The 21,558-nt window shown below is 60.3% G+C and carries 21 protein-coding genes and 1 pseudogene; 15 read left to right on the top strand and 7 right to left on the bottom strand.

The annotated features are described in order from the left end of the window. Nucleotides 1-42: 42 nt before the first annotated feature. Entirely contained in the window at nucleotides 43-1,044 is a 1,002-nt protein-coding gene (locus QLQ16_RS08640) for an MBL fold metallo-hydrolase (protein WP_283224289.1), read from the top strand. Between the two features lie 7 nt (nucleotides 1,045-1,051). Here QLQ16_RS08640 and QLQ16_RS08635 read toward each other — a convergent pair whose 3' ends face one another. Further along, complete coding sequence (locus QLQ16_RS08635; RefSeq protein WP_283224288.1) at nucleotides 1,052-1,912, bottom strand: DUF6279 family lipoprotein; 861 nt, start codon at nucleotides 1,910-1,912, stop codon at nucleotides 1,052-1,054. A 214-nt stretch (nucleotides 1,913-2,126) separates the two neighbouring features. Between QLQ16_RS08635 and glmU the strand changes: the two genes are divergently transcribed. The 4 genes and pseudogenes from glmU (at nucleotide 2,127) to QLQ16_RS08615 (ending at nucleotide 4,944) form a co-directional block, all read left to right on the top strand. Then, a complete protein-coding gene (gene glmU, locus QLQ16_RS08630; RefSeq protein ID WP_283224287.1) occupies nucleotides 2,127-3,530 on the top strand; it encodes a bifunctional UDP-N-acetylglucosamine diphosphorylase/glucosamine-1-phosphate N-acetyltransferase GlmU in 1,404 nt (467 codons plus the stop codon). Between the two features lie 34 nt (nucleotides 3,531-3,564). Beyond that, on the top strand, nucleotides 3,565-3,810 hold the full coding sequence (locus tag QLQ16_RS08625) for a metal-sensing transcriptional repressor (RefSeq protein WP_283224286.1): 246 nt from the start codon (nucleotides 3,565-3,567) through the stop codon (nucleotides 3,808-3,810). A gap of 9 nt (nucleotides 3,811-3,819) precedes the next feature. Beyond that, nucleotides 3,820-4,332, top strand: a pseudogene (locus QLQ16_RS08620) (MBL fold metallo-hydrolase); the annotation flags it as partial. A 204-nt stretch (nucleotides 4,333-4,536) separates the two neighbouring features. Further along, nucleotides 4,537-4,944: a rhodanese-like domain-containing protein gene (locus QLQ16_RS08615; RefSeq protein ID WP_283224349.1), complete on the top strand. Its 408-nt coding sequence runs from the start codon at nucleotides 4,537-4,539 to the stop codon at nucleotides 4,942-4,944. 1 nt (nucleotide 4,945) lies between these two features. Here the strand turns inward: QLQ16_RS08615 and coq7 are convergent, their stop codons facing one another. Beyond that, a complete protein-coding gene (gene coq7 / locus QLQ16_RS08610) occupies nucleotides 4,946-5,572 on the bottom strand; it encodes a 2-polyprenyl-3-methyl-6-methoxy-1,4-benzoquinone monooxygenase (RefSeq protein WP_283224285.1) in 627 nt (208 codons plus the stop codon). After that, nucleotides 5,569-5,880 carry a hypothetical protein gene (locus QLQ16_RS08605; RefSeq protein WP_283224284.1) on the bottom strand — a complete coding sequence of 104 codons (312 nt, stop codon included), beginning with the start codon at nucleotides 5,878-5,880 and terminating at the stop codon, nucleotides 5,569-5,571. Before QLQ16_RS08605 ends, coq7 begins: the two co-directional genes overlap by 4 nt. 50 nt (nucleotides 5,881-5,930) lie before the next feature. On the opposite strand from QLQ16_RS08605, the gene QLQ16_RS08600 reads away from it, so the two are divergent. Beyond that, a complete protein-coding gene (locus QLQ16_RS08600) occupies nucleotides 5,931-6,974 on the top strand; it encodes a porin (protein ID WP_283224283.1) in 1,044 nt (347 codons plus the stop codon). A 309-nt stretch (nucleotides 6,975-7,283) separates the two neighbouring features. Beyond that, a complete protein-coding gene (locus QLQ16_RS08595; protein ID WP_283224282.1) occupies nucleotides 7,284-8,783 on the top strand; it encodes a caspase family protein in 1,500 nt (499 codons plus the stop codon). Nucleotides 8,784-8,894: 111 nt separating this feature from the next. Here QLQ16_RS08595 and QLQ16_RS08590 read toward each other — a convergent pair whose 3' ends face one another. Next, nucleotides 8,895-9,866 (bottom strand): Bug family tripartite tricarboxylate transporter substrate binding protein, encoded by a 972-nt coding sequence (locus QLQ16_RS08590; RefSeq protein WP_283224281.1) that lies wholly within the window; start codon nucleotides 9,864-9,866, stop codon nucleotides 8,895-8,897. Between the two features lie 107 nt (nucleotides 9,867-9,973). On the opposite strand from QLQ16_RS08590, the gene QLQ16_RS08585 reads away from it, so the two are divergent. Both QLQ16_RS08585 and QLQ16_RS08580 read left to right on the top strand, forming a co-directional pair. Then, the gene (locus QLQ16_RS08585; RefSeq protein ID WP_283224280.1) at nucleotides 9,974-10,717 is read left to right on the top strand and encodes a DUF3047 domain-containing protein; all 744 of its coding nucleotides are present in this window, start codon (nucleotides 9,974-9,976) and stop codon (nucleotides 10,715-10,717) included. A 144-nt stretch (nucleotides 10,718-10,861) separates the two neighbouring features. Further along, the gene (locus QLQ16_RS08580) at nucleotides 10,862-11,833 is read left to right on the top strand and encodes a Bug family tripartite tricarboxylate transporter substrate binding protein (protein ID WP_283224279.1); all 972 of its coding nucleotides are present in this window, start codon (nucleotides 10,862-10,864) and stop codon (nucleotides 11,831-11,833) included. A gap of 76 nt (nucleotides 11,834-11,909) precedes the next feature. Here QLQ16_RS08580 and QLQ16_RS08575 read toward each other — a convergent pair whose 3' ends face one another. Next, entirely contained in the window at nucleotides 11,910-12,755 is an 846-nt protein-coding gene (locus tag QLQ16_RS08575; RefSeq protein WP_283224278.1) for a MurR/RpiR family transcriptional regulator, read from the bottom strand. Nucleotides 12,756-12,780: 25 nt separating this feature from the next. Next, entirely contained in the window at nucleotides 12,781-14,241 is a 1,461-nt protein-coding gene (zwf, locus tag QLQ16_RS08570; protein ID WP_283224277.1) for a glucose-6-phosphate dehydrogenase, read from the bottom strand. 83 nt (nucleotides 14,242-14,324) lie between these two features. On the opposite strand from zwf, the gene tal reads away from it, so the two are divergent. From tal to QLQ16_RS08540, 6 genes are all read left to right on the top strand, one after another. Further along, nucleotides 14,325-15,272, top strand: coding sequence for a transaldolase (gene tal / locus QLQ16_RS08565; RefSeq protein ID WP_283224276.1), 948 nt, complete (start codon nucleotides 14,325-14,327; stop codon nucleotides 15,270-15,272). A 1-nt stretch (nucleotide 15,273) separates the two neighbouring features. Continuing rightward, nucleotides 15,274-16,809 carry a glucose-6-phosphate isomerase gene (gene pgi / locus QLQ16_RS08560; protein WP_283224275.1) on the top strand — a complete coding sequence of 512 codons (1,536 nt, stop codon included), beginning with the start codon at nucleotides 15,274-15,276 and terminating at the stop codon, nucleotides 16,807-16,809. A gap of 180 nt (nucleotides 16,810-16,989) precedes the next feature. Then, nucleotides 16,990-18,306 carry an acetylornithine deacetylase/succinyl-diaminopimelate desuccinylase family protein gene (locus QLQ16_RS08555; protein WP_283224274.1) on the top strand — a complete coding sequence of 439 codons (1,317 nt, stop codon included), beginning with the start codon at nucleotides 16,990-16,992 and terminating at the stop codon, nucleotides 18,304-18,306. Between the two features lie 270 nt (nucleotides 18,307-18,576). After that, nucleotides 18,577-19,530, top strand: a complete 954-nt coding sequence (locus QLQ16_RS08550) for a M23 family metallopeptidase (RefSeq protein ID WP_283224273.1) — start codon at nucleotides 18,577-18,579, stop codon at nucleotides 19,528-19,530. 30 nt (nucleotides 19,531-19,560) lie between these two features. Further along, nucleotides 19,561-20,013, top strand: a complete 453-nt coding sequence (locus tag QLQ16_RS08545) for a bactofilin family protein (RefSeq protein ID WP_283224272.1) — start codon at nucleotides 19,561-19,563, stop codon at nucleotides 20,011-20,013. A gap of 81 nt (nucleotides 20,014-20,094) precedes the next feature. Further along, the gene (locus QLQ16_RS08540) at nucleotides 20,095-20,868 is read left to right on the top strand and encodes a type III pantothenate kinase (protein ID WP_283224271.1); all 774 of its coding nucleotides are present in this window, start codon (nucleotides 20,095-20,097) and stop codon (nucleotides 20,866-20,868) included. A gap of 9 nt (nucleotides 20,869-20,877) precedes the next feature. On the opposite strand, the gene QLQ16_RS08535 is transcribed toward QLQ16_RS08540, so the two are convergent. After that, nucleotides 20,878-21,543: a TetR/AcrR family transcriptional regulator gene (locus QLQ16_RS08535; RefSeq protein ID WP_283224270.1), complete on the bottom strand. Its 666-nt coding sequence runs from the start codon at nucleotides 21,541-21,543 to the stop codon at nucleotides 20,878-20,880. Between the last annotated feature and the right edge of the window lie 15 nt (nucleotides 21,544-21,558).

The raw sequence follows: 21,558 nt of genomic DNA, 5'->3' as shown, positions 1-21,558 counted from the left end.
TTTAGGTAAAATCCCGCCCATTCATCGACCGGAGCAAATCCCATGTCCAGCGCACCCACGAAAGCCTTCGCCAGCCAAGCCGACCTGAGCGAAAAAAAGATCACCTTTGAGCAACTCAGCCAGCACTGCTGGGCCTACACCGCCGAAGGCGACCCCAACTCGGGCGTGATCATCGGTGACCGTTTCATCATGGTGAGTGACGCCACCGCCACGCCCGCCATGGCGCAAGACCTGATCAAGAAGATCCGCACCGTCAGCGATTTGCCCATCAAATACGTGCTGCTGACCCATTACCACGCGGTGCGCGTGCTGGGTGCTTATGCCTACGCCGCCGAAGGCGCGACCGAGATCATCGCCAGTGAAGGCACTTTGGACCTGATCAAAGAGCGCGGCGCACAAGACATGAAAAGCGAGATGGAGCGTTTTCCGCGCCTGTTCCGTGGTGCCGACAGCATCCCCGGCCTGACCTGGCCCACCATGGTGGTCGGCGGCGGCAACCCCACCCAAGGCGAAGTGCCCGGCAAGCTCAGCATCAACCTGGGTGGCGTGGTGGTTCAGATCTGGCATCCAGGCCCTGGCCACACCCGCGGCGACACGATTGCTTGGGTGGAAGAAGAAAAAGTGCTGTTCTCAGGCGACTTGGTCGAGTACGAAGCCGGTGTGTACACCGGCGACGCGCAGCTGGAAGAATGGCCTGCCACGCTGGAAGCCCTGCGCGATCTGAAGGCCGAGTTCATCGTGCCCGGCCGTGGCGAGGCCATGAAGGGCAACGCCAACGTCAACAAGGCTTTGGACTACACCCAGCGTTGGGTGACCACCCTGTTCCAGGCTGGCAAGGAAGCCGTGGCCGGCAAGATGGACCTCAAAGCCGCCATGGCCCACACCCGCAAGAGCATGGACCCGGTGTTTGGCCATGTGTTCATTTACGAGCACTGCCTGCCCTTTGACGTGACCCGCGCCTACGACGAAGCCAGCGGCATCAAGAACCCCCGCATCTGGACCGCTGAGCGCGACATGGAGATGTGGAAGGCGCTGCAAAGCTGACCCCTGTTCAGGGTCTGAGCAAGTCCCTCAAGTCCTGTTCATAAGCGCGCAGCCTGCGGGATGCGCGCTGGCGTTGCTCAGGGCTGGCGCTGTTGTGCAGCTGGGCCAGGTTCTCACAGCCTTGTTGCACCATCTTTTGCATCACGACTTTGCCGGCCGCATCGGGCGGCTCCAGCCAGCGTTGCCACACGCCCCACAAATCGGCTTCCACCTGTGCCGTGGCCGACGGATTGCTCTGAGAGGCCTTTTGCAGCACCCCCAGCAAATCTTGCTGCCTGCGCAGCCGCTCGCGCTGACCCCATTCGGGCGTCCAAACCGATTGCTGCATTTGCGCTTTGACCATCGCCGTTTGCGTCGGTGTCAAGGACCCGTAAAAGTCGCTGTAGCGCTCCAGGGTTTTGCCAAGCCGCCGCTCCAGCCGTTCGCTGGCGCTGCCTTTAAGCCACTCTTTTTCCCAGTCCTTGTTTTTGCCGATCCAGTATTGGTTCAGATGGCTCAGTTGCTCAGGCCCCAGCGCCATGGCCACGGGGGCGGCCACCCGCACCGTTTGGCGCATGGTGCGGTCCATGGCTTTGTCAACGTCCGACCACACTGCGCAGACCTGTGCCGCCTGAATCGGCTCGGCGCTTTGTGCGGCCAGGCGCTGGACCAAGTCGGCATAGGCGGGCAATTCATCGCGCTTGTGCCAGCGGTGCAATTGGCCCAGCGCCTCTTTGGTTGGGGTGCTCTGCGCATCGCTGAACGAGACGGCGCTGTCGAGCCACCAATAAGACAAATTGGGCAGCTGCTGGTAGCCCAGCTTGACGGCGCTGCAGCCTTGCAGCCAAAGTAGCATCGCCAGCAAAAACCATTTGGAAATCCGAAACATCGTCATGTTGAAATGCGCCCTTTCGGACCATTGTCTGTTTTATTGGGCAGGGCGCCTTCATGCAGGGTGCGCTGCCACACCGTTGGGGTGGCGTGTGGGCGCTCTGCGTGCATTTTGGAGGCCGGTGGCCTCAGCCCCGGCGCAGCGCATTCAAAGCCCCTCTCGACTGGCGATAATTGCGGCATTCCGAATGCGGTCCCCCTGAAAGATTTCCATGACCCGAGTTGAACCCGTAGATGTTGTTGTGATGGCTGCTGGCAAAGGCACACGCATGAAAAGCCGTGTGCCCAAGGTCGTGCAGCGCCTGGCGGGTGTGCCGCTGGTGCAGCACGTGCTGAACACCGCCGCCCAGCTGCAGGCGCGTTCGGCCGTGGTCATCACCGGGCACGGGGCCGACCAGGTGGAGCCATTGCTCTTGGCCCCCGGCCAAGTGTTGGCGGTGCAGTGCGTTCGCCAAGAGCCCCAGCTGGGCACCGGCCACGCCGTGCAGCAAGCCGTGCCCGCGCTGGCCGACGATGGCATCGTGGTCATCCTGTCGGGCGACGTGCCCCTGACCCAGGCAGACACCTTGCAGGCGCTGATTGCCCAATGCGGCGGCACACAGTTGGCCCTGCTCACCATCGACTTTGCTGACCCTACGGGCTATGGTCGCATCGTCCGTCAGGGCGATGCCGTGCAAGCCATCGTCGAGCAAAAAGACGCCAGCGATGCACAGCGCCAAATCAAAGAGGTTTACAGCGGCATCATGGCTGTGCCCGTCCGTTTGCTCAAAACTTGGCTGGCCCGTTTGGACAACCAAAACGCCCAAGGCGAGTACTACCTGACCGATGTGGTCAAGTTCGCGGTGGCCGATGGCGTGCCCGTGGTGGCCCACAAAATCACCGATGCCCTGCAAGTGGCCGGCATCAACAGCCCGGTGCAGCTGGCCGAGCTGGAGCGTGCCCACCAACTGCGCCAAGCCCACCGCCTGATGGAACAAGGCGTGCGCCTCAAAGATCCCGCCCGCTTTGACCTGCGCGGCCAACTGGTCTGCGCACAAGACGTCGAGATTGACGTCAATTGCGTGTTTGAAGGCCAAGTGTCGCTGGGCGAAGGCGTCCAGATTGGCGCCAACTGCGTCATCGCCAACTGCACCATCGCAGCCGGTGCGGTGATCCACCCCTTCACCCACATCGACGGCGAAAAACTCGGCGTCACGGTGGGAGAGGGCGCTTTGATCGGCCCCTTTGCCCGCCTGCGTCCTGGTGCACAGCTCGGGGCCGAGGTTCATATTGGCAACTTTGTCGAAGTGAAGAACGCCACCATGGCCCAAGGCGCCAAAGCCAACCACCTGGCCTATCTGGGCGACGCCACCGTGGGCGAGCGCGTCAACTACGGCGCGGGCAGCATCACCGCCAACTACGACGGCGCCAACAAACACCGCACCGTGATCGAAGCCGACGTGCACATCGGCAGCAACTGCGTGCTGGTCGCCCCCGTGACCATTGGCGCTGGCGGTACTGTGGGCGGCGGCTCTACCATCACCAAAAGCACCCAGCCGGGCGCCTTGAGCGTGGCGCGTGGCAAGCAAGTGAGCATTGCCAACTGGGCAAGGCCTCAGAAAAAGCCCAAAGCTTGACGTTTCCTCCACCGACATCAGACCGGAGAGTCCCATGAGCCGCATCGACGACCCCGAAAAGAAAAAAGCCTTGCGCACCCGTCTGGCCCGTGTCGAGGGGCAGTTGCGCGGATTGCAGCGCCTGATCGACGAGGATGCCGACTGCGAAAAAATTGCCCAGCAAATGGCCGCTGCCCGCAAGGCGCTCGACAAGTCCTTTTTTTCCATGGTCGGCTGCATGATCGAGCAGGGCGACCAATCGGCCGAACACGTGGCCAAAATGCTGACCAAATTTGCCTGAGGTCTTGTTGTGAACCCCATCCAGTTGTTTGACCCTGTCTCGTCCACCTACACCTACATCCTGTTTGACGAAGCCAGCCGCGACGCCTTGATCATTGACCCTGTGGCCGAACAGCTGCAGCGTGACCTGGACGTGTTGCGCGAACACGGCCTGACCTTGCGTTGGGCCATCGAAACCCATGCCCATGCCGACCATGTGACCAGCGCTGGTCTGCTGGTGGAGCATGCGGGTGCACGATCTGCCGCGCCTGAAGGCTGTGACATCGGCACCGCTGCCGTGCAATTGCAAGGCGGCCAAGAGCTCGCGTTTGGCTCGCAAAAAGTGCTGGCCCTGCACACGCCAGGACACACCGCTGGCAGCATGTGCTTTGTTTGGCAGAACGGCTCGGCGCATCACGTCTTCACGGGCGACACCTTGCTCATCCAGGGCTGTGGGCGGACCGACTTCCAGTCGGGCAGTCCTGAAGCCTTGCACCACAGCATCACGCAAGTGTTGTTTGCCCTGCCTGACCAGACCACCGTGTGGCCCGGTCACGACTACCAAGGCCGCACGCACAGCAGCATTGGCGCTGAAAAGCAGAACAACGCCCGCATCGCGGGCAAATCACTGGCTGAATTTGTGAACATCATGAACAACCTCAACCTGCCCAAACCTCAACGCATTGACGAAGCGGTGCCTGCCAATCGGCTGTCGGGTCTGCGCCAAGACGCGGGTGGCGATGCGCTCATGCTTGTTCGCCCTGCACAAGGCTATGCCGGCGATGTGAGCCCTCAATTGGCCTGGGCCTGGGTGCAAGCTGGTGAGGCTCAGTTGGTGGACGTGCGCACCGATGCCGAGCGCACCTGGGTCGGTTTTGTGCCCGACGCCCACGCCCTGGCCTGGAAGCAATGGCCCGGCATGGCCATGAATCCCGAATTTGACGCAGGCATTCAGACGCTGGGCGCAGGCGGTCAAAAACTGGTGTTGCTGTGCCGCAGCGGTGTGCGATCGATTGCCGCCGCGCAACGCGCCACCGAACTGGGGCTGCAGGCGTACAACATCCTCGAAGGCTTTGAAGGCGACCCCGATGCCAACGCCCACCGAGGCTTGATGGGCGGCTGGCGCATGCGCGGCCTGCCTTGGCGTCAAAGCTGAATCAAATCCGATGGGCCACCGTCGTCATCACTTTGGCGGCGGATTGCATCAGGGCTTTGACGGCGCCGGGCAGCTCCACCGCCCCAGCCTTTTGCGCCATCTGCGCATGGGCGATCTCATCGGCCTTCATTTGCGCCACGATGGCCCGCGAAGCGTTGTCGCCCGCAGGCAGAAGGTCCATGTGGCTTTGCAGGTGGGCCTCCACCTGGCGCTCGGTCTCGACCACAAAGCCCAGGCTCACCTTGTCACCGCCCAGCTTGCCCGCTGCGTAGCCAATGGCAAAAGCCCCCGCATACCAAAGCGGGTTCAAGAGCGACGGTCGGTCGTTCAGATCATCCAAGCGTTGTTTGGTCCAAGCCAGGTGATCAGTCTCTTCGCGGCTGGCCTCTGAGAGCTGGGCGCGCAAGGCTGGGTCTTGGCAAGCCAGGGCCTGGCCGGTGTACAGGGCCTGTGCGCAAACCTCGCCCACGTGGTTCACCCGCATCAGCGCAGCGGCTTCGCGGCGCTCGGCATCGCTGAGCACCAGCTCGGCCGTGGCGGTCTGCGGCGTGGGGCGGCTGGCGCGGGGGTCGGCCCACAGGGTGCGCAAGGCGCTGTCGGCGGCAAGGATCAAGGCATTGAGGCTCATGCAGCGAGTTTAATCATGACAAACCCGAGCAAGCGCAGCACAAACAGACTGTCAGGGGACAATTTCAGGGCCAAAATCCGCCAAATCCATGTCAAGTAGCGCATGCAACAACGTGTCGAAGTTGTTGTATTTGTTAGAAAAACCATCAAAAAATCACGCCAAACACAGGGTTGACCCTGATGTTTGTTGCATTCGTGCAACGGAAAAGCCTTTTCTTTTGCAAAAGCCTTGGAAAAGGCCATTTGCTCTGGTGCAATAGCTTCAACCTTCTTGATTGGGGGTTGGCTCAGAAGTGCGTTTGGTGCCAAGCACTGGCTAAATCTTCTGGACCCTTTGTTTAACCTTGGAGAAACTTGCAATGAAAAAATCTCTGATCGCTCTGGCCGCATTGGCCGCAACTGGTGCTTTCGCTCAATCTTCCGTCCAAATCGACGGCGTGATGGACGTGGCTGTTACATCCATCGACTACAAAGGCCAAAAGGTCAGCGGTATCGCTAACAACGGTTCTTCGACCAGCCAGATCAACTTCCGCGGTACGGAAGACCTGGGCGGTGGCTTGAAGGCCAACTTCCGCGTGGAAACCGACTGGAACACCGTGTCCAACAACGCCAACGCTGGCACTGCCTCGACAATTGCCACCCCCGTGAACTCGACTGCTGGTACCTTCGGTAACGGCGAACTGCGCGTTGGCTTGGCTGGCAACTTCGGCACCATCGACGCTGGCGCTGTGAACTACAACTCCCTGATCTCTGGCTTGACTGGCCAGCCTTTCGGCACCGCCATCGGTTCGGGCTTTGGCGCAACTTCTGCTCGTCTGATTCGTTCGGACAACTCCATCAACTACAAATCGCCTTCTTTCAGCGGTTTGACTGTTTCTTTGTACAACGCTCAGAAACAGACAAAAGCCACTGGCTCTGATTACAGCGCCACCTTCGGTGCCTACGACTTCACAGGCTCTGATGAAGTCAACGTGAGCTACAACAACGGCCCTATCGCTGCTTCTTACACCAACTTGAAGCAAAAAGCTGCTGCTGGCACGAGCACAACTTATGACACTCTGGGCGCAAACTACGCTCTGGGCGCCGCCAAGTTGTTCGTTTTGCTGCAAAACACCAAGAACAGCGCTGGTACTACTGACAACAGCTACGTTGCACTGTCGGGCACTTACACCATGGGCGCCACCACTTTGATGGCTTCTGCTGGTACTTTCGAAAACAAAGCTGGCGCCAAGTCCAAACTGGCCGCATTGGGTGCTGACTATGCACTGAGCAAGCGCACTGCTGTGTACGCTCGTTACGAGTCTATCGACGACAAAGCCGGTGTTGCTGCTAACCCGACCACTTTGGTGGGTAGTAACGACAAGCGTACCCGTACCGCCGTGGGCGTGCGTCACGCTTTCTGATCCCGCGCTGTCGTATGACAGCTTGAGATTTAGATAGAAAAAACCCACCGTGGCAACACGGTGGGTTTTTTCATGACGAATGCGCCGTGTTCTTGAGACTTCAGGGGCGGCCAAATGAGGTCTCGGTGTGAAATGTCAAAGTTGATGACTGCTTTTGGAGCCAAAACGATGCGACCGCATGTGCTTTTGCGGCTGATTTTCTTGTCCGTGCTGTTGTTTGGCGCGGGGCTCAGTCATGCGCAATCCTGCAATTTTCGAACCAAGATTCTTTACTCAGATGGCCAAGATGGTTGTCTGGGGGATTTGCCCTTGGCTTCCAAAATATCCTCCGCCTGGGGTCGAACCATTGACAAAGTGGCGCAGACCTCCAGTTTCTATATGGTGGTGGCGGCTTCCAGTTGTTCGAACGCAGAAATTTTCTCGACCAACAACAACCAACCAGCACAGGTGTTGATGTTCAAAGACCGCATTGTTCGCGATGCGGAGAAATACATCGCCTCCTGTCCCAAGGAGTGCGATTGCACGGTGGTGGTCAACGATGGCAAAGTGCTTTTGCCCCGCAGTTTGGCCATGGCTTTGGGGGGCGGTGACGCCAAAACCACCTTGGCCAGCAACCAAGTTCAGGCACAGGAACGTTTGAACGCCGAAAAAGCGCAGGCTGAAGAAGTCATACGCAAGCAAAGGCTTGCCCAGCAGGCCCAAGCCCTGCAACGCGAACAACAGTTGCTGGCAGAGGTCGAGGCTTTGCGCATGCAGCGCAAGTTTGAAGAAGAGGCTCGGGTCAAAGAGCAATTGCGCGTGGCGCAAGAGACCAAGGCCCGCGAAGAAGAACGGTTTGCACGTGAAGCTGCCGAAAAAGACCGCGTCAGGTTGGTTGAGCTTCAGAAAAGCCAGGAGTTGGCCAAGGCCGATCAGGACGAGCGGCGAAAAGACCGTGAGTTGTTGTTGCAACTGTCCAGCGAATTGACCCGACTGAGGGTAGAAGCGGCGGCAGCTGCAGCCGCTGCGGCAGCCATCAAAGCCACTTCAGCGGTGTCTGTTGCCGTCCCCTTGCCTGTGTCAGCGTCCACACCAGAAGCCTTGCCTCCTGAGCCGATTTACGCCAACCGCAAGGCGCTGGTGATCGGCAATGACAGTTACAAAGTGGTGGCCAAGTTGGAGAACGCGCGAGAAGATGCCCGACTCATGGCCAAAAGCCTCACCCATGTGGGCTATCAAGTCACCTTGAAATTGGACCTGACTGAAAAAGAGATGAAAGCGGCCTTGCGGGGCTTCAAGTCCCAAGTTGTGGCCGGCGACGAAGTGGCCATCTTTTATGCCGGTCATGGGGTGCAACTGGCCAACGCCAATTACCTGATCCCCATCGATGTGGCCGGCCAAGATGAAGAGCAAGTCAGAGACGAAGGCATTGCCTTGCAAAGGCTGCTGGACGACATGACCGACAAAAAGGTCAAGTTCACCTTGGCCATGATCGATGCTTGCCGGGACAACCCATTTAAAAACAATGGCCGTGCCATTGGTGGGGGGTTGCGTGGTTTGGCGCCAACAACAGCTGCCACAGGTCAAATGGTGGTTTTCTCGGCGGGCTCGGGTCAGCAAGCTTTGGACAAATTGGGGCCCAGTGACCCGGACAAGAATGGCTTGTTCACCAGAATTTTCGCCAGGGAAATGCAAAAACCCAGTGTGACCATAGACCGTGTTGTGCGCTCCGTCCGCACCGAGGTGGTGAAGTTAGCGCGCTCCGTGGGACACGATCAGGTGCCAGCCATTTATGACCAAGTGGTGGGCGAGTTCTATTTCCGCAGGTGAGCTCAGTTTTAGCTGAACTGCAGGCAAAAAAGTCAGTGATGGATTTGAAGATCTAAACCCACCATGGCAACACGGTGGGTTTTTTCATGGGCGTTTGATTCAAACAGGAATTTACTGCGGCGTCAGGCCCGCCTTGGCGATCACATCGCTCCAACGTTTGATGTCGCTGTCCAGCAATTGGGCCAGTTGCGCAGGGGTGCTCGATTTGGCTTGCACGTTGAAACCGGCCAAGCGTTGCACCATCTCGGGCTGTGACAAGATTTTGGCCAGATCTTGGCTCAGGCGGTCCACCACCGCCTTGGGTGTTTTGGCGGGTGCGGCCAAGGCGTTCCAAGACGACACGTTGAAGTTGCTCAGACCTGGCAACTCGCGGACCACCGGTGTTTGCGGCAGGTCCTTGGGCCGGTTCTCGCCCATCACGCCCAACAGGCGAACCGCCTTGGCGTTGATCTGCGGCTTCATCGGACCCAAGATTTCAACCGCCGCATCGATTTGGCCGCCACGCAAGGCATTGATCACGGCGGGTGTTCCGTTGTAGGGCACGATCTGCGCGATCAAATTGGCTTGCGTGCGCAACAACTCGGCCGCCAGGTTCTGGGTGCTACCGATGTTGATGGTGCCCAAATTCAGCTTGCCAGGGTTGGCTCGGCCAAAGCTGATCAACTCGGCCAGCGTTTTGAATGGTGAGTTCTCGGGGACGACCACCGCCATGTCAAAAAGGCCCAACAAGGACACTGGCGCAAAGTCGGTGCGTGGGTTGAAAGGCAAAGACTTGAACAAGCCCGCGCTCACAGCTGTGCCGTTGGACATGAGCAGCAAGGTGTGGCCATCGGGCTCGGCCTTTGCCACCAGCTCGCCCGCCACAATGCCGCCTGCGCTGGGGCGGTTGTCGATCACCACGGCTTGCCCCAAGCTCTCAGACAGCTTTTGCGCCACGGCACGCGCCGTCAAATCGGCCACACCCCCCGCGCCAAAGGGCACCACGATTTTGAGGGGTTTGCTGGGGAAGCTTTGCGCCATGGCAGAAGCGGCGGGCAAGGCGCTCAGTGCGGCCATCTGGATCAATGAACGGCGACGGATCATGAATAAACCTTTGGAAATGATGAAAATGAAATGCGCTGACAATTTGACGCATTCAAGCGTGGGCCATTTATACACGGTCCATCCCCAATGTCTGATTCGGGAGAACCATGGGACGGCTGCATTCACTCCATCTCAAGCTGCTGCTCGGCAGTGCAGTCATGCTCGGCGGCTGCGCTTGGCACGGTGCGCCAGCGCCATCGGTGGTGTCCAAACCGCCACAAGGCGCACTGGTCTTCAAGCCGCAAGACAAGGCCCAATGGGAGGTGGTGACGCTGCCAGGCAAGCTGCGCACCGCCTTCAGGCTGGAGCAGCGTGAACAACGCCCCGCGGTGCTGGCGCATGCCCAATCATCGGCCAGCATGTTGCGCCAGCGCCTGAACATTGCGCCCGAGCAATTGGGGCGCCTTCAGTTTGAATGGCAGGTGGAAAACCTCATGGCCACAGCCGACATGTCGGTGCGCGAGCTTGAGGATTCACCTGTACGGGTGATCCTCGCGTTTGAGGGCGAACGCAGCCAGTTCTCACCCAAAAACGCCATGCTCAGTGAGCTGACCCAGGCCCTGACCGGAGAACCATTGCCCTATGCCACTTTGATGTACGTCTGGAGCAACCAGCACCCTGTGGATGCCGTGATCATCAACCCGAGAACCGACCGTGTGCGCAAATGGGTGGTCGAGTCCGGGCCACAGCATCTGAACCAGTGGCGGCAATACCGGCGCGACATCCGCGCTGATTTTGAAAAAGCCTTTGGCGAGCCCCCCGGCAAACTGGTCGCCCTGGCCATCATGACCGACAGCGACAACACCCAAGGCAATGTGCGGGCGTGGTACGGGAACATCAAACTCGATTAGCACATTGAAAAGCAAGCACCCATGAAAAAACCCACCGTGTTGCCACGGTGGGTTTTTGACTTTTCATGTCGCCATGCTGCAAAGCCGCCGCAAACAAAAGGGGTAAGCTGTCGGTTTCCAAAAAAGAGACACAAGGAGCGCGACATGATCAAGCGCAGATCCGTCATCCAAATGGCTGCTGCCTTGGGCGCACCTGCGCTGGGCTGGGCGCAAGACAAATACCCGAGCAAGTCGATCACCTGGGTGTGTCCGTATGCCGCAGGCGGCAATGCCGACAACCGCTCGCGGCAGGTGGCCAAGGTCATGAGCGCCTTGCTGGGGCAATCCATCGTCATCGACAACAAGGCGGGCGCTGGCGGCAACATCGGCACCGAGGCGATTGCCCGGGCCAAGCCCGATGGCTACACGATCGGCATGGGCAACTTTGCGCCGTTGGCCGTCAACCACGCGCTGTTCAAGAAGCTGAACTTCAACCCGTTTACCGATCTGGTGCCGATCATGCTGATCGAAAAAGGGCCTTTGATCTTGATGGTGCGCAGCGACTCGCCTTACAAGTCGGTCAAGGATTTGGTGGCGGCTGCCAAGGCCGCGCCGGGCAAGCTCAGTTATGCCTCGGGCGGCATCGGCGGCACGCACCATTTGAGCGGGGCATTGTTTGAGCATGCGGCAGGCATGGACATGATCCATGCCCCCTACAAGAGCGGCGCGGCCGGGGCCACCGATCTGATGGGCGGGCAGGTGAACTTGATGTTCGAGCAGATGTATTCGGCCATGCCCGCCCTCAAGGGCGGCAAGTTGCGGGCCTTGGCCATCACCAGCAAAACGCGTTCGCCTTTGGCCCCAGACATTCCGACCATGGCCGAGCAGGGCTACCCCGAGGTCGAGGTGCTCAACTGGCAAGGCCTGATTGGCCCCAAAGGCATGCCGGCCGATTTGATCAAGCAGCTCAGTGCGGTGGGCAACAAGGCGCTGCAAGACCCGGACTTGAAAGAAAAGATCTTGAGCCAGGGCAACGAGGTGGGCGGCGGCACGCCCGAGCAGTTTGCGGCACTGATCAAAGCCGAGGCGCCGCGCTGGGCCAAGGTGGTGCGCGACGCGAAGATCGAGCCCGAGTGATCAATTGACGCTGCATGAAATAAGACCTGGCTTGCCAGGTCTTTTGCTTTGAGTCGCGAAGTGAGGCGGTGAGCTGTCAGGTGTAGCGCTTGTTGCGCAGGTTGTTTTTCATGTCGCGCAGCGTGGGCTGCAGCTCTTCGCCGATGCGCAGGGCCACGGTGGTGGCCAAGATGTCGATGATGAGCAGGTGCAAGAGGCGCGAGACCATGGGGCTGTATTTGTCATAGCCCTCGGGGTGGTCAGCCGTGAGGTGGATGTGGCCTGCGCTGGCCAGTGGCGAGCCGCTGGCGGTGATGACGATGGTGGTGGCGCCTTGCTTTTTGGCGATGTCGCAGGCGTCCATCAGGTCGCGGGTGCGGCCCGAGTTGGAGATGATCACGGCGCAGTCGCCGGGCTTGAGCATCGATGCGCTCATGACCTGCATGTGGCCGTCGCTGTAGGCGATGGCGTTCACACCCAGGCGGAAGAATTTGTGCTGCGCGTCTTGCGCCACGATGCCGGAGTTGCCCACGCCGTAAAACTCGATGCGGCGGTTGGTCTTTTGGGTGGCGGCCAGGGCCTGCGCCGCATGCTCCAGCGCAAAAGAACTGGCGTCGTTGCGGTACTTCAAAAAGGCCGCCACGGTGTTGTCGATGACTTTCACCGCGATGTCGCTGGTCTTGTCGTCCACATCCACGCTGCGGTGGATGAACGGCACGCCTTCGCTCACGCTGCCGGCCAGCTTGAGTTTGAAGTCCGACAGGCCGTCGTAACCCATGCTGCGGCAAAAGCGCACCACGGTGGGCTTGCTCACATGGGACCGGTCTGCCAGCTCGGTCACGGGCAGGTTGGCAAAGGCCCGGGGGTCGGCCAGCACGAGCTTGCCCACACGTTGCTCGGCCGGGGCCAAGGAGGGCAGGGAAGCTTTGATTCGATCGAGCATGGCGTGTCTCCGGTAGAGGTGGAAATTAGATCTCTTCGCTCCAGCAGAAGCTGTCGCGCGCGATCATGGCGCTCGAGGCGCTGGGGCCCCAGGTGCCTGCGGCATAAGGGCGGGGGCCCACAGGGTCGGCGGCCCAGTGCTGCAAGATGGGTTCCACCCAGCGCCAAGCTTCTTCTTGCTCGTCGCTGCGCACAAACAGGTTCAGGCGACCGTCCAGCACATCGAGCAACAGCCGTTCGTAAGCGCCCACGCGCTCCGAACCAAAGCGTTTGTCAAAGTCCAGGTCCAGGTGCACCGGGCTCAAGGTGCCGCTGCCGCCTTGGCCGCGCTTGCTTTGGCCTTGGGCAAACAGGTGCAGCTCCAGCCCGTCCTTGGGCTGCAGGTGGATCACCAGTTTGTTGACTTGGCCCACCGGCGTTTTGAAGATGTCGTGCGGCGTGGGGCGGAAGTTGATCTCGATGTGCGCTTCGCGCGAGGCCATGCGCTTGCCGGTGCGGATGTAAAACGGCACGCCCGCCCAGCGCCAGTTGGCGATCTCGGTGCGCAGGGCGACAAAGGTTTCGGTGTTGCTGCTGGGGCTGACGCCTGGCTCGTCGCGGTAGGCGGGCACAGCATGGCCGTCCACATTGCCTGCGGCGTATTGGCCGCGGATCACGTGTTGGGTCAAGGTCTCGGGCGTCCAGCGCTTCAGGGCGCGCAGCACCTTGAGTTTTTCATCGCGGATCGCATCGGCATGCGCGTTGATGGGCGGCTCCATGGCGATGGCGCACAGCAGTTGCAGCGCGTGGTTTTGCACCATGTCGCGCAAGGCGCCCGTGCCTTCGTAAAAGCCACCGCGCTTTTCCACGCCGAGCTCTTCGGACATGGTGATCTGGATGTTGGCGATGTGCTCGCGGCGCCACAGGGGCTCGAACAGGGCGTTGCCAAAGCGCATGGCAAACAGGTTTTGCACGCCGGGCTTGCCCAGGTAGTGGTCGATGCGAAAGATCTGCTGCTCTTTGAAGACCTTGCCCACGGCGGTGTTGATCGCGCGGTTGGAGGCCAGGTCGTGGCCCAGCGGCTTTTCCAGCACGATGCGGGTTTTGGGGGTGTTCAGGCCACTGGCGGCGAGTTGCTCGCACACGGTGGTGAACAGGCTGGGCGCGGTGGACAGGTACATGACCACATGGTCGGTCTCGCGTTCGGCCAGGCGGGCGGCCAGTGCGGCATAGGCCTCGGGCTTGGACAGGTCCATGCGCACGTAGCACAGCAGGTCGGCAAAGCGGGCGAACTCTTCGCTGTTGGGGCGCTTGTCGCCTTCGACTTGCTCAAAGCGCGATTGGATTTGCTGGCGGTATTGCGCATCGTTCAGGTCGTCGCGGCCCACGCCGATGATGCGACCGCCTTCGGGCAGGGTGCCGTGGCGGTAAGCCTGAAACAGGGCAGGCATGAGTTTGCGCCAGACCAGATCGCCCGTGCCGCCGAAGAAAACCAAATCAAAAGCCATGATGTTCTTGAGTTACATGAAAAATTGATTTGTAATGTAACTTTGTTTCACGGATAATTCAAGCGTCTTCAGGAAAAAATCACATGAACCAGCTCGACGCCCTCAAAAAATTCACCACCGTGGTCGCAGACACCGGCGACTTCAAACAGCTGGCGCAGTTTCAGCCGCAAGACGCGACGACCAACCCGTCCTTGATCTTGAAGGCGGTGCAAAAGCCCGAATACGCCCCCTTGTTGGCCGAAGCCGTGGCCGCTCACCGGGGCCAACCGCTGGACGTGGTGATGGACCACCTGCTGGTGCGCTTTGGCTGCGAGATTTTGAACACCATCCCGGGCCGTGTGTCCACCGAAGTCGATGCGCGTTTGAGCTTTGACACCGCCGCCACCGTGGCCCGTGCGCGCCGGATCATGGCGCTCTATGAGGCGAAAGGCATTGCCCGCGAGCGGGTGCTGATCAAGATCGCGTCAACCTGGGAGGGCATTCAAGCTGCGGCCGAGCTGGAGCGCGAGGGCATCCGCTGCAACCTGACGCTGCTGTTCGCGTTTTGCCAAGCGGTGGCGTGTGGCCAAGCCAAGGTGCAGTTGATCTCGCCCTTTGTGGGCCGCATTTACGACTGGTACAAAAAAACCGCCGGTGCGGCCTGGGACGAGGCCGCCAAGGCCGGTGCCAACGACCCCGGCGTGCAGTCGGTGCGGGCCATCTTCAACCATTACAAAAAACACGGCATCGCCACCGAAGTCATGGGCGCGTCGTTCCGCAACATCGGACAGATCACGGCGCTGGCCGGTTGCGATTTGCTGACCATCAGCCCCGAGCTGTTGGCGCAATTGGCAGCGACCGAAGCGCCTTTGGCGGCGGCGCTGGACGCGAAAGCAGCGCAAGGCATGGACTTGCCTGCCGTGTCCTACAACGAAGCGTCTTTCCGTCTGGCGCTCAACGAAGACGCCATGGCCACCGAGAAGCTGGCCGAAGGCATCCGCGCCTTCTGCGCCGATGCCGTGAAACTTGAAGAATTGATGAAGAAAGCCTGAGATGCGTTGTGACAAGACCGCTGCCTGGAAGCAACTGCAGCAACATGCCGAAGGTTTTGCCGGCTTCGATTTGCGAGACGCATTTGCAGGTGACGCCACCCGTGTGGCCCGCTTGAGCCAGGCCGCGCCGCATGTGTTTGCGGACTTGTCTAAAAACCACACCGATGCCGCGACCGAGGCTTTGCTGCTGGAGCTGGCCCGTCAGACCGGTTTGACCGCCCACCGCGATGCGATGTTCCGGGGTGAGGCGATCAACCACACCGAAGATCGCGCCGTGATGCACTGGTTGCTGCGCCAGCCACAAGGCTCTTTGCCAGGCGATCTGGCCGAGCCGCTGGCGCTGGTGCACGGCACCCTTGCGCCCATGCTGGCTTATGCCGAGCAGGTGCGGGCCGATGCGCAAATCACCGACGTGGTGAACATCGGCATCGGCGGCTCGGACTTGGGGCCACAAATGGCGGTGCTGGCGCTGCAAGACTTTGTGTTGCCCGGCAAACGCTTTCACTTCGTGTCCAACGTCGATGGCCATGAACTGGCGGGCGTGCTCAAAGGCCTCAAGGCCGAGAACACGCTGTTTTTGATCGCCTCCAAAACCTTCACCACCATCGAGACCATGACCAATGCGCGCTCGGCGCTGGCCTGGTTCCAAGCGCAGGGCGGCACCGACGTGGCGCTTCACTTTGCGGCGCTGACCACCAACGTTTCGGCTGCCGCTGAATTCGGCATCACCACCACCTTTGGTTTTTGGGACTGGGTGGGTGGGCGCTATTCGATGTGGTCGGCCATTGGTTTGCCCGTGGCCATCGCCATTGGCGCCAAAGGCTTCCAAGACTTGTTGGCCGGAGCGCACGCCATGGACCAGCATTTCCAGACCGCGCCTTTGGAAGCCAACTTGCCGGTGCGCTTGGGGCTGCTGGATGTTTGGTACCGCAACTTCTTGAACTTCACCAGCCGATCGATTGCGCCGTACCACAGCGCTTTGCGCCGTGTGCCTGCGTATTTGCAGCAGCTGGAGATGGAGAGCAATGGCAAGCGCGTGGACCGCAATGGACAGGCGCTGTCCTATGGCACCTCGCCCGTGCTGTGGGGCGAGCCCGGCACCAATGGCCAGCATGCCTATTTTCAGATGCTGCACCAGGGCACAGACATCGTGCCGCTGGAGTTCATCGCCGTCAAAAAGCCCACGCACAGCCTGAAGGACCACCAAGAATTGTTGTTGGCCAATGTGATCGCGCAGGCCCAGGCGCTGATGCTGGGCAAGTCAGACGCAGGCGGGCACAAGCATTTCACCGGCAATCGCCCCAGCACCTTCTTGTTGCTTGACGAGCTGACGCCGGCCAGCCTGGGCGCTTTGATCGCTTTGCAAGAGCACCGCGTGTTTGTCAGCGGCTCGGTTTGGGGCATCAACAGTTTTGACCAGTGGGGCGTGGAGCTGGGCAAGGTCTTGGCCAAGGACATCCATGCCCGCATCGTCTCGGGCGATGCGTCAGGGCTGGACGCCTCAACGGCCACCTTGCTGGAACGCGTTCGCAGCTGACTAGACCCCGTAGGAGCCAGCCCTGCTGGCGATGGTCCAAGATTGACCGCACGTGGGAGCCAGCCCTGCTGGCGATGGTCAGCGACGCCGGTACACGCATCGCAGGCACTCAGACAACAAGTGGCCGCCCTGTGCTTTAAGTGATACCAGCCGCGCAAGGGCCAGCGATAAACTGGCCCAATGACGCCTACCCTAGACCGCCTGCTGCAAAGCATTGACGCCAAGCGCGATGAGGTCGTTGCGCTCACGCAAGACCTGGTGCGCATCCCTACCATCAACCCACCGGGCGATGCCTACGAGGCGTGCGCCCACTTGATTGGTGAGCGCCTGGCCCGCAAGGGCTTTGCGGTCGAATACGTGCGGGCTGTCGGTGCGCCTGGCGACAGCGATAGCCACCCCCGCACCAATGTGGTGGCGCGTTGGCAAGCCCCTCAGCCGGGCGAGTGCGTGCATTTCAACAGCCACATCGATGTGGTCGAACCCGGTCCGGGTTGGACCTATGAGCCCTTTGGCGGGCAAGTGGCCAACGGGCGTGTGTACGGCCGAGGCACCTGCGACATGAAGGGCGGGCTGGCGTCGAGCATCATCGCTTGCGAGGCCTTGATCGAGTCGGGCTTGCCCATGTCTGGGGCGCTGGAGATCAGCGGCACGGTGGACGAAGAGTCGGGCGGATTTGCCGGTGTGGGTTACTTGGCGGAGCGTGGATATTTCAGCAAGCCCAAGGTGCACCATGTGATCATTCCCGAGCCTTTGGGGGTGGACCGCATTTGCTTGGGCCACCGAGGGGTGTGGTGGGGCGAGGTGGAAACGCGGGGGCGCATCGCGCACGGCTCCATGCCATTTTTGGGTGACAGCGCCATCAACCACATGAGCGCCTTCATCCATTTGCTCGAAACGCAACTGCAGCCACGCCTGCAAGGGCGGCACACGGCCGAGCCGGTGGAGCCCCCAGGCGCACGGGTGAGCACGCTCAACATCAACAGCATCCACGGCGGTCAAGTCGAGCAGCGCTACAGCCTGGACGAACGCGGCTGGCCCACAGGCGATTTGCCCGCGCCTGTGGTGGCGCACTTGTGCAAGGCCGTGCTGGACCGGCGCTTCATCGCCGAGGAAAACCTCGAAGCTGTCAAGCAAGAGATCGTCGACATGCTCGAAGAACTCAAGCGCACGCGGCCGGGATTTGATTACGGCATCCGCGACATCATGAGTTTTGTGCCCACGGCCACACCCAAGGACGCGCCGGTGGTCGATGCCACGGCCCGGGCCATCGCCCGCGTGCTGGGGCGTGAGCCCAGCTACATCGCCAGCCCCGGCACGTATGACCAAAAGCACATCGTGCGCAGCGGCAAGTTGCGCGACTGCATTGCGTATGGCCCCGGCATTCTGGATCTGGCGCACCAGCCCGATGAATATGTGGGCATCCAGGAGCTGGTGGACTCGGCCAAGGTCATGGCTTTGGCCGCATTGCGCTTGAGCAGTCCCGCGCATTTTGGATAGGTCTGGCTTCGTCAATCGATGGACTTGCATGGGCGCTGAGGCTTGAGTTGTCAGCGCACACGCGTATTTTCAAAATTAATTCAAAAAAAACTTTTGTAATGGTCGAATAACTATTAAATACGCTTTTTCTGGCTGAAATGACTCGATCTTCATCAAGCCGCTACCTTAAGATACGCCCCTTGCCGTCAACCCCGAACGGTTTTGCTGGGGCTTTTTGGCGCTTCAATCAGCCCCATTGGGGACGTCTGCGGACGGGTCTCTGGAGTGTTTATGCAATTGATTTGGGTGTCCGGGCCCACAGCCCGGGTGGTCGCTGTGTCCATCACGGCTCGCAAGGTCTTGCTCTCGGTGGCCGCAGTGGCGATGACCTTGTTGTTGCTGGGCTCTTTGTTCCATTTGATCGGCTTGCGCGTGGCGGTTGAATATGCCCCCGAACTGGCGCACCGCATGGGCGGCGTGACGAGTCAGGCCGAACAAATGAAAATTGAAGCCCACTACCGTGCCAGGCTCGAGGGTTTGCATGGTCAGATCTCCTCGGTAACGGGCCTTTTGCGTGACATCGATCAGCAAAGAAAAAGCTTTCTGAGCCGTTTTGGCATAGAAAGCCTGGTGCCAGGCAGCGTGCGCAGCAAGGCTGAAGCGACCGATGGCCGAGGTGGTCCGTTGAAGGCTGTACCGATTGGGCCTTCGCACCCGGCTGATCTGCACAGCGAGCTGGCGTTCGCCGCCCAACAAATTCAGCAACTCGAAGAGACGTTGATCACGAAGCAGGCCCAGTGGCAGCGGGACCTTGATCGGGTGAGCAAGCTGCCAACGGCTTTGCCATTGGCACAAGATTTTTCCATCACCAGTGGCTTTGGTGTGCGTGCCGACCCCATGACGCACCAACCCAGCATGCACGAAGGCATCGACTTTGTGGCACCCGTGGGCACCCCGGTGTTGGCCACCGCAGATGGCAAAGTGCTGCGCTCCGGTTTTTCGGGGGCTTACGGTGAAATGGTCGATGTGTTGCACGCCGATGGCTTTGTGTCGCGCTATGCCCATTTGAGCCGCCGCCATGTGAACGAGGGGGACAAGGTTGAACGAGGCCAATTGCTCGGTTTGCTGGGCAACACCGGACGATCAACGGGACCCCACCTGCATTACGAGGTGATGTACCAGGGGCAGGCGATGCATCCTGCCAAGGCATTTGCGGCATGGGCGCGCCTCAACCTGAAGCCTTGATGGGGCATTGAATTAAAGGAGGAGACCCGCATGTTCGGCAACAAAAAAACAAACAACACCCCACTCGTGAAAAGCCCAGAGCGCTTTGACACTTTGATTGGCAGACAAACGGAAATCCATGGCACGTTGCGCGTGATGCAAAGTGTGCGCATCGATGGCAAGTTGGTGGGCAACATCGAGGCGCCCAAAGACCAGGCGATCACCGTGGTGGTGGGGCAAGAAGGTGAAATTCAAGGCGATGTGATCGCCAGCCGAGTGATCGTGGCGGGCAAGGTCTCGGGCAACATCGATGCCCATGAGCGCGTGGAAATGCTTGCCAGCGCGTTGGTGCAAGGCGATGTGAAGTACGGCTCCATCGCGGTGGAGCATGGTGCGCGCTTGCTGGGATTGCTTTTGCAAGTGGATGCGAATGGGCCACAGGAGCCGCAAAATCAGGCCAAGGATGCCATCCGCAAGGCCCAAAGTGCCGGTGTGTCTGAGTAAAAAGAGCCTAGAGGGCATTGGCTTTGGTCAAGCGCAAACAGGCTCGCCCGGTCAAACCGTGAAAATCATTATCATCACGGCATGACATTCTTAGCCATCGATGTGGGCAACACCCGTTTGAAATGGGCGTTGTACGACCGGCCGCACCCCCTTGCCCAACTGCTGGCGCAGGGTGCGGAATTTTTGGAAAACATCGACCGCTTGGCCGACGGGCCTTGGGCTGATTTGCCCGTGCCAGAGCGCATGCTGGGCTGCATTGTGGCGGGCGACGCCATCAAGCGCCGTGTGCAAGAGCAAATGGACCTGTGGGATGTGAGCCCTCAGTGGGTCGTGCCCAGTGTCTCAGAAGCGGGCTTGACCAACGGTTACGACCACCCCTCCCGTTTAGGCTCAGACCGATGGGTGGCCATGATCGGTGCGCGTCAACGCATGCTGGCCCAAGGGCCTGCCCGGCCGTTGGTGGTGGTGATGGTGGGCACAGCGGTCACTGTCGAGGCCATCGACACCGAAGGCCGTTTTTTAGGTGGTTTCATCTTGCCAGGGCACGGCATCATGCTGCGCGCTCTGGAGTCGGGCACGGCCGGTTTGCATGTGCCTACAGGTGAAGTGCGGCCTTTCCCGACCAACACCAGCGACGCACTGACCAGTGGCGGCACCTATGCGATTGCGGGCGCTTGTGAGCGCATGGTGCAGCACCTGCGCGAGCACACGGGCCAAGAGCCGATGTGCGTGATGACGGGGGGCGCAGGCTGGAAGATGGCGCCCAGCATGTCGCTGCAGTTTGAGCTGGTGGACAACTTGATTTTTGACGGCCTGCTGACCATGGCCGAACAGCGTTTTGCCGCCAAGGGCTGAGCCCGAAACTCAAGCCGCTGGGTCGCTGTAGACCGCAGTCAATGACTGCAGGTGCGCCTGCAGATCGGCGCTGGCCATGTAGGGCGTGAGCAAGGCCAGCACGTGTTTGGCACCCCGGCTCAAGGCCAGGCTGGCGCTGGCGGGCTCCAGCGCTTGGCGTGGGTTGCGCACGTATTCGTAGCTGAGCCAATAAGTGACCATCACCGACATGCTGGCCGACAAGGTCTCGATGCTGTCGGGGTCGATGCGCATCAAACCCGCTGCCGCCAGCGATTCCAGCAGGTGTCTGAACGCCTGTGTTTTGCGCTCCAGCACCGCATGGAAATGCGTCTCCAAATGCCGGTTGCCCGACAGCAGGTTGTTCAGGTCGCGGTACAAAAATCGATGGTTCCAAACCTGTTCAAACAGCGAGTGCAAAAAGAACCAGGCGTCTTCCACATCGTGCACATCGGCGGCTGCATCCAGCAAGCCCAGCATGGCCGCTTCGTAGTCGTCAAACAGGTGGTTGACCAGCGCGTCTTTGGAGGGGAAGTGGTAATACAGATTGCCGGGGCTGATGTTGAGCTCGGACGAGATCAGCGTGGTCGAGACATTGGGCTCGCCAAAGCGGTTGAACAGCTCCAGCGTGACCTCAGCGATGCGCTGGGCGGTGCGGCGTGGGGCTTTTTTGGCCATGGGTAAACAGCGTGC

The organism is Limnohabitans lacus (genome assembly GCF_030053395.1).
Classification (GTDB): Bacteria; Pseudomonadota; Gammaproteobacteria; order Burkholderiales; family Burkholderiaceae_C; genus Limnohabitans_A; species Limnohabitans_A lacus.
The sequence above is the reverse complement of the archived record's forward strand: the minus strand, read 5'-3'. Positions and strand labels throughout refer to the sequence as shown.

Excerpts from the sequence above, each read along its gene's own strand:
- QLQ16_RS08640 (WP_283224289.1), top strand. The coding sequence starts at position 43 with ATGTCCAGCGCACCCACGAAAGCCTTCGCCAGCCAAGCCGACCTGAGC.
- QLQ16_RS08635 (WP_283224288.1), bottom strand. The coding sequence starts at position 1,912 with ATGTTTCGGATTTCCAAATGGTTTTTGCTGGCGATGCTACTTTGGCTG.
- glmU (WP_283224287.1), top strand. The coding sequence starts at position 2,127 with ATGACCCGAGTTGAACCCGTAGATGTTGTTGTGATGGCTGCTGGCAAA.
- QLQ16_RS08625 (WP_283224286.1), top strand. The coding sequence starts at position 3,565 with ATGAGCCGCATCGACGACCCCGAAAAGAAAAAAGCCTTGCGCACCCGT.
- QLQ16_RS08615 (WP_283224349.1), top strand. The coding sequence starts at position 4,537 with ATGCTTGTTCGCCCTGCACAAGGCTATGCCGGCGATGTGAGCCCTCAA.
- coq7 (WP_283224285.1), bottom strand. The coding sequence starts at position 5,572 with ATGAGCCTCAATGCCTTGATCCTTGCCGCCGACAGCGCCTTGCGCACC.
- QLQ16_RS08600 (WP_283224283.1), top strand. The coding sequence starts at position 5,931 with ATGAAAAAATCTCTGATCGCTCTGGCCGCATTGGCCGCAACTGGTGCT.
- QLQ16_RS08590 (WP_283224281.1), bottom strand. The coding sequence starts at position 9,866 with ATGATCCGTCGCCGTTCATTGATCCAGATGGCCGCACTGAGCGCCTTG.
- QLQ16_RS08585 (WP_283224280.1), top strand. The coding sequence starts at position 9,974 with ATGGGACGGCTGCATTCACTCCATCTCAAGCTGCTGCTCGGCAGTGCA.
- QLQ16_RS08580 (WP_283224279.1), top strand. The coding sequence starts at position 10,862 with ATGATCAAGCGCAGATCCGTCATCCAAATGGCTGCTGCCTTGGGCGCA.
- QLQ16_RS08575 (WP_283224278.1), bottom strand. The coding sequence starts at position 12,755 with ATGCTCGATCGAATCAAAGCTTCCCTGCCCTCCTTGGCCCCGGCCGAG.
- zwf (WP_283224277.1), bottom strand. The coding sequence starts at position 14,241 with ATGGCTTTTGATTTGGTTTTCTTCGGCGGCACGGGCGATCTGGTCTGG.
- tal (WP_283224276.1), top strand. The coding sequence starts at position 14,325 with ATGAACCAGCTCGACGCCCTCAAAAAATTCACCACCGTGGTCGCAGAC.
- pgi (WP_283224275.1), top strand. The coding sequence starts at position 15,274 with ATGCGTTGTGACAAGACCGCTGCCTGGAAGCAACTGCAGCAACATGCC.
- QLQ16_RS08555 (WP_283224274.1), top strand. The coding sequence starts at position 16,990 with ATGACGCCTACCCTAGACCGCCTGCTGCAAAGCATTGACGCCAAGCGC.
- QLQ16_RS08550 (WP_283224273.1), top strand. The coding sequence starts at position 18,577 with ATGCAATTGATTTGGGTGTCCGGGCCCACAGCCCGGGTGGTCGCTGTG.
- QLQ16_RS08545 (WP_283224272.1), top strand. The coding sequence starts at position 19,561 with ATGTTCGGCAACAAAAAAACAAACAACACCCCACTCGTGAAAAGCCCA.
- QLQ16_RS08540 (WP_283224271.1), top strand. The coding sequence starts at position 20,095 with ATGACATTCTTAGCCATCGATGTGGGCAACACCCGTTTGAAATGGGCG.
- QLQ16_RS08535 (WP_283224270.1), bottom strand. The coding sequence starts at position 21,543 with ATGGCCAAAAAAGCCCCACGCCGCACCGCCCAGCGCATCGCTGAGGTC.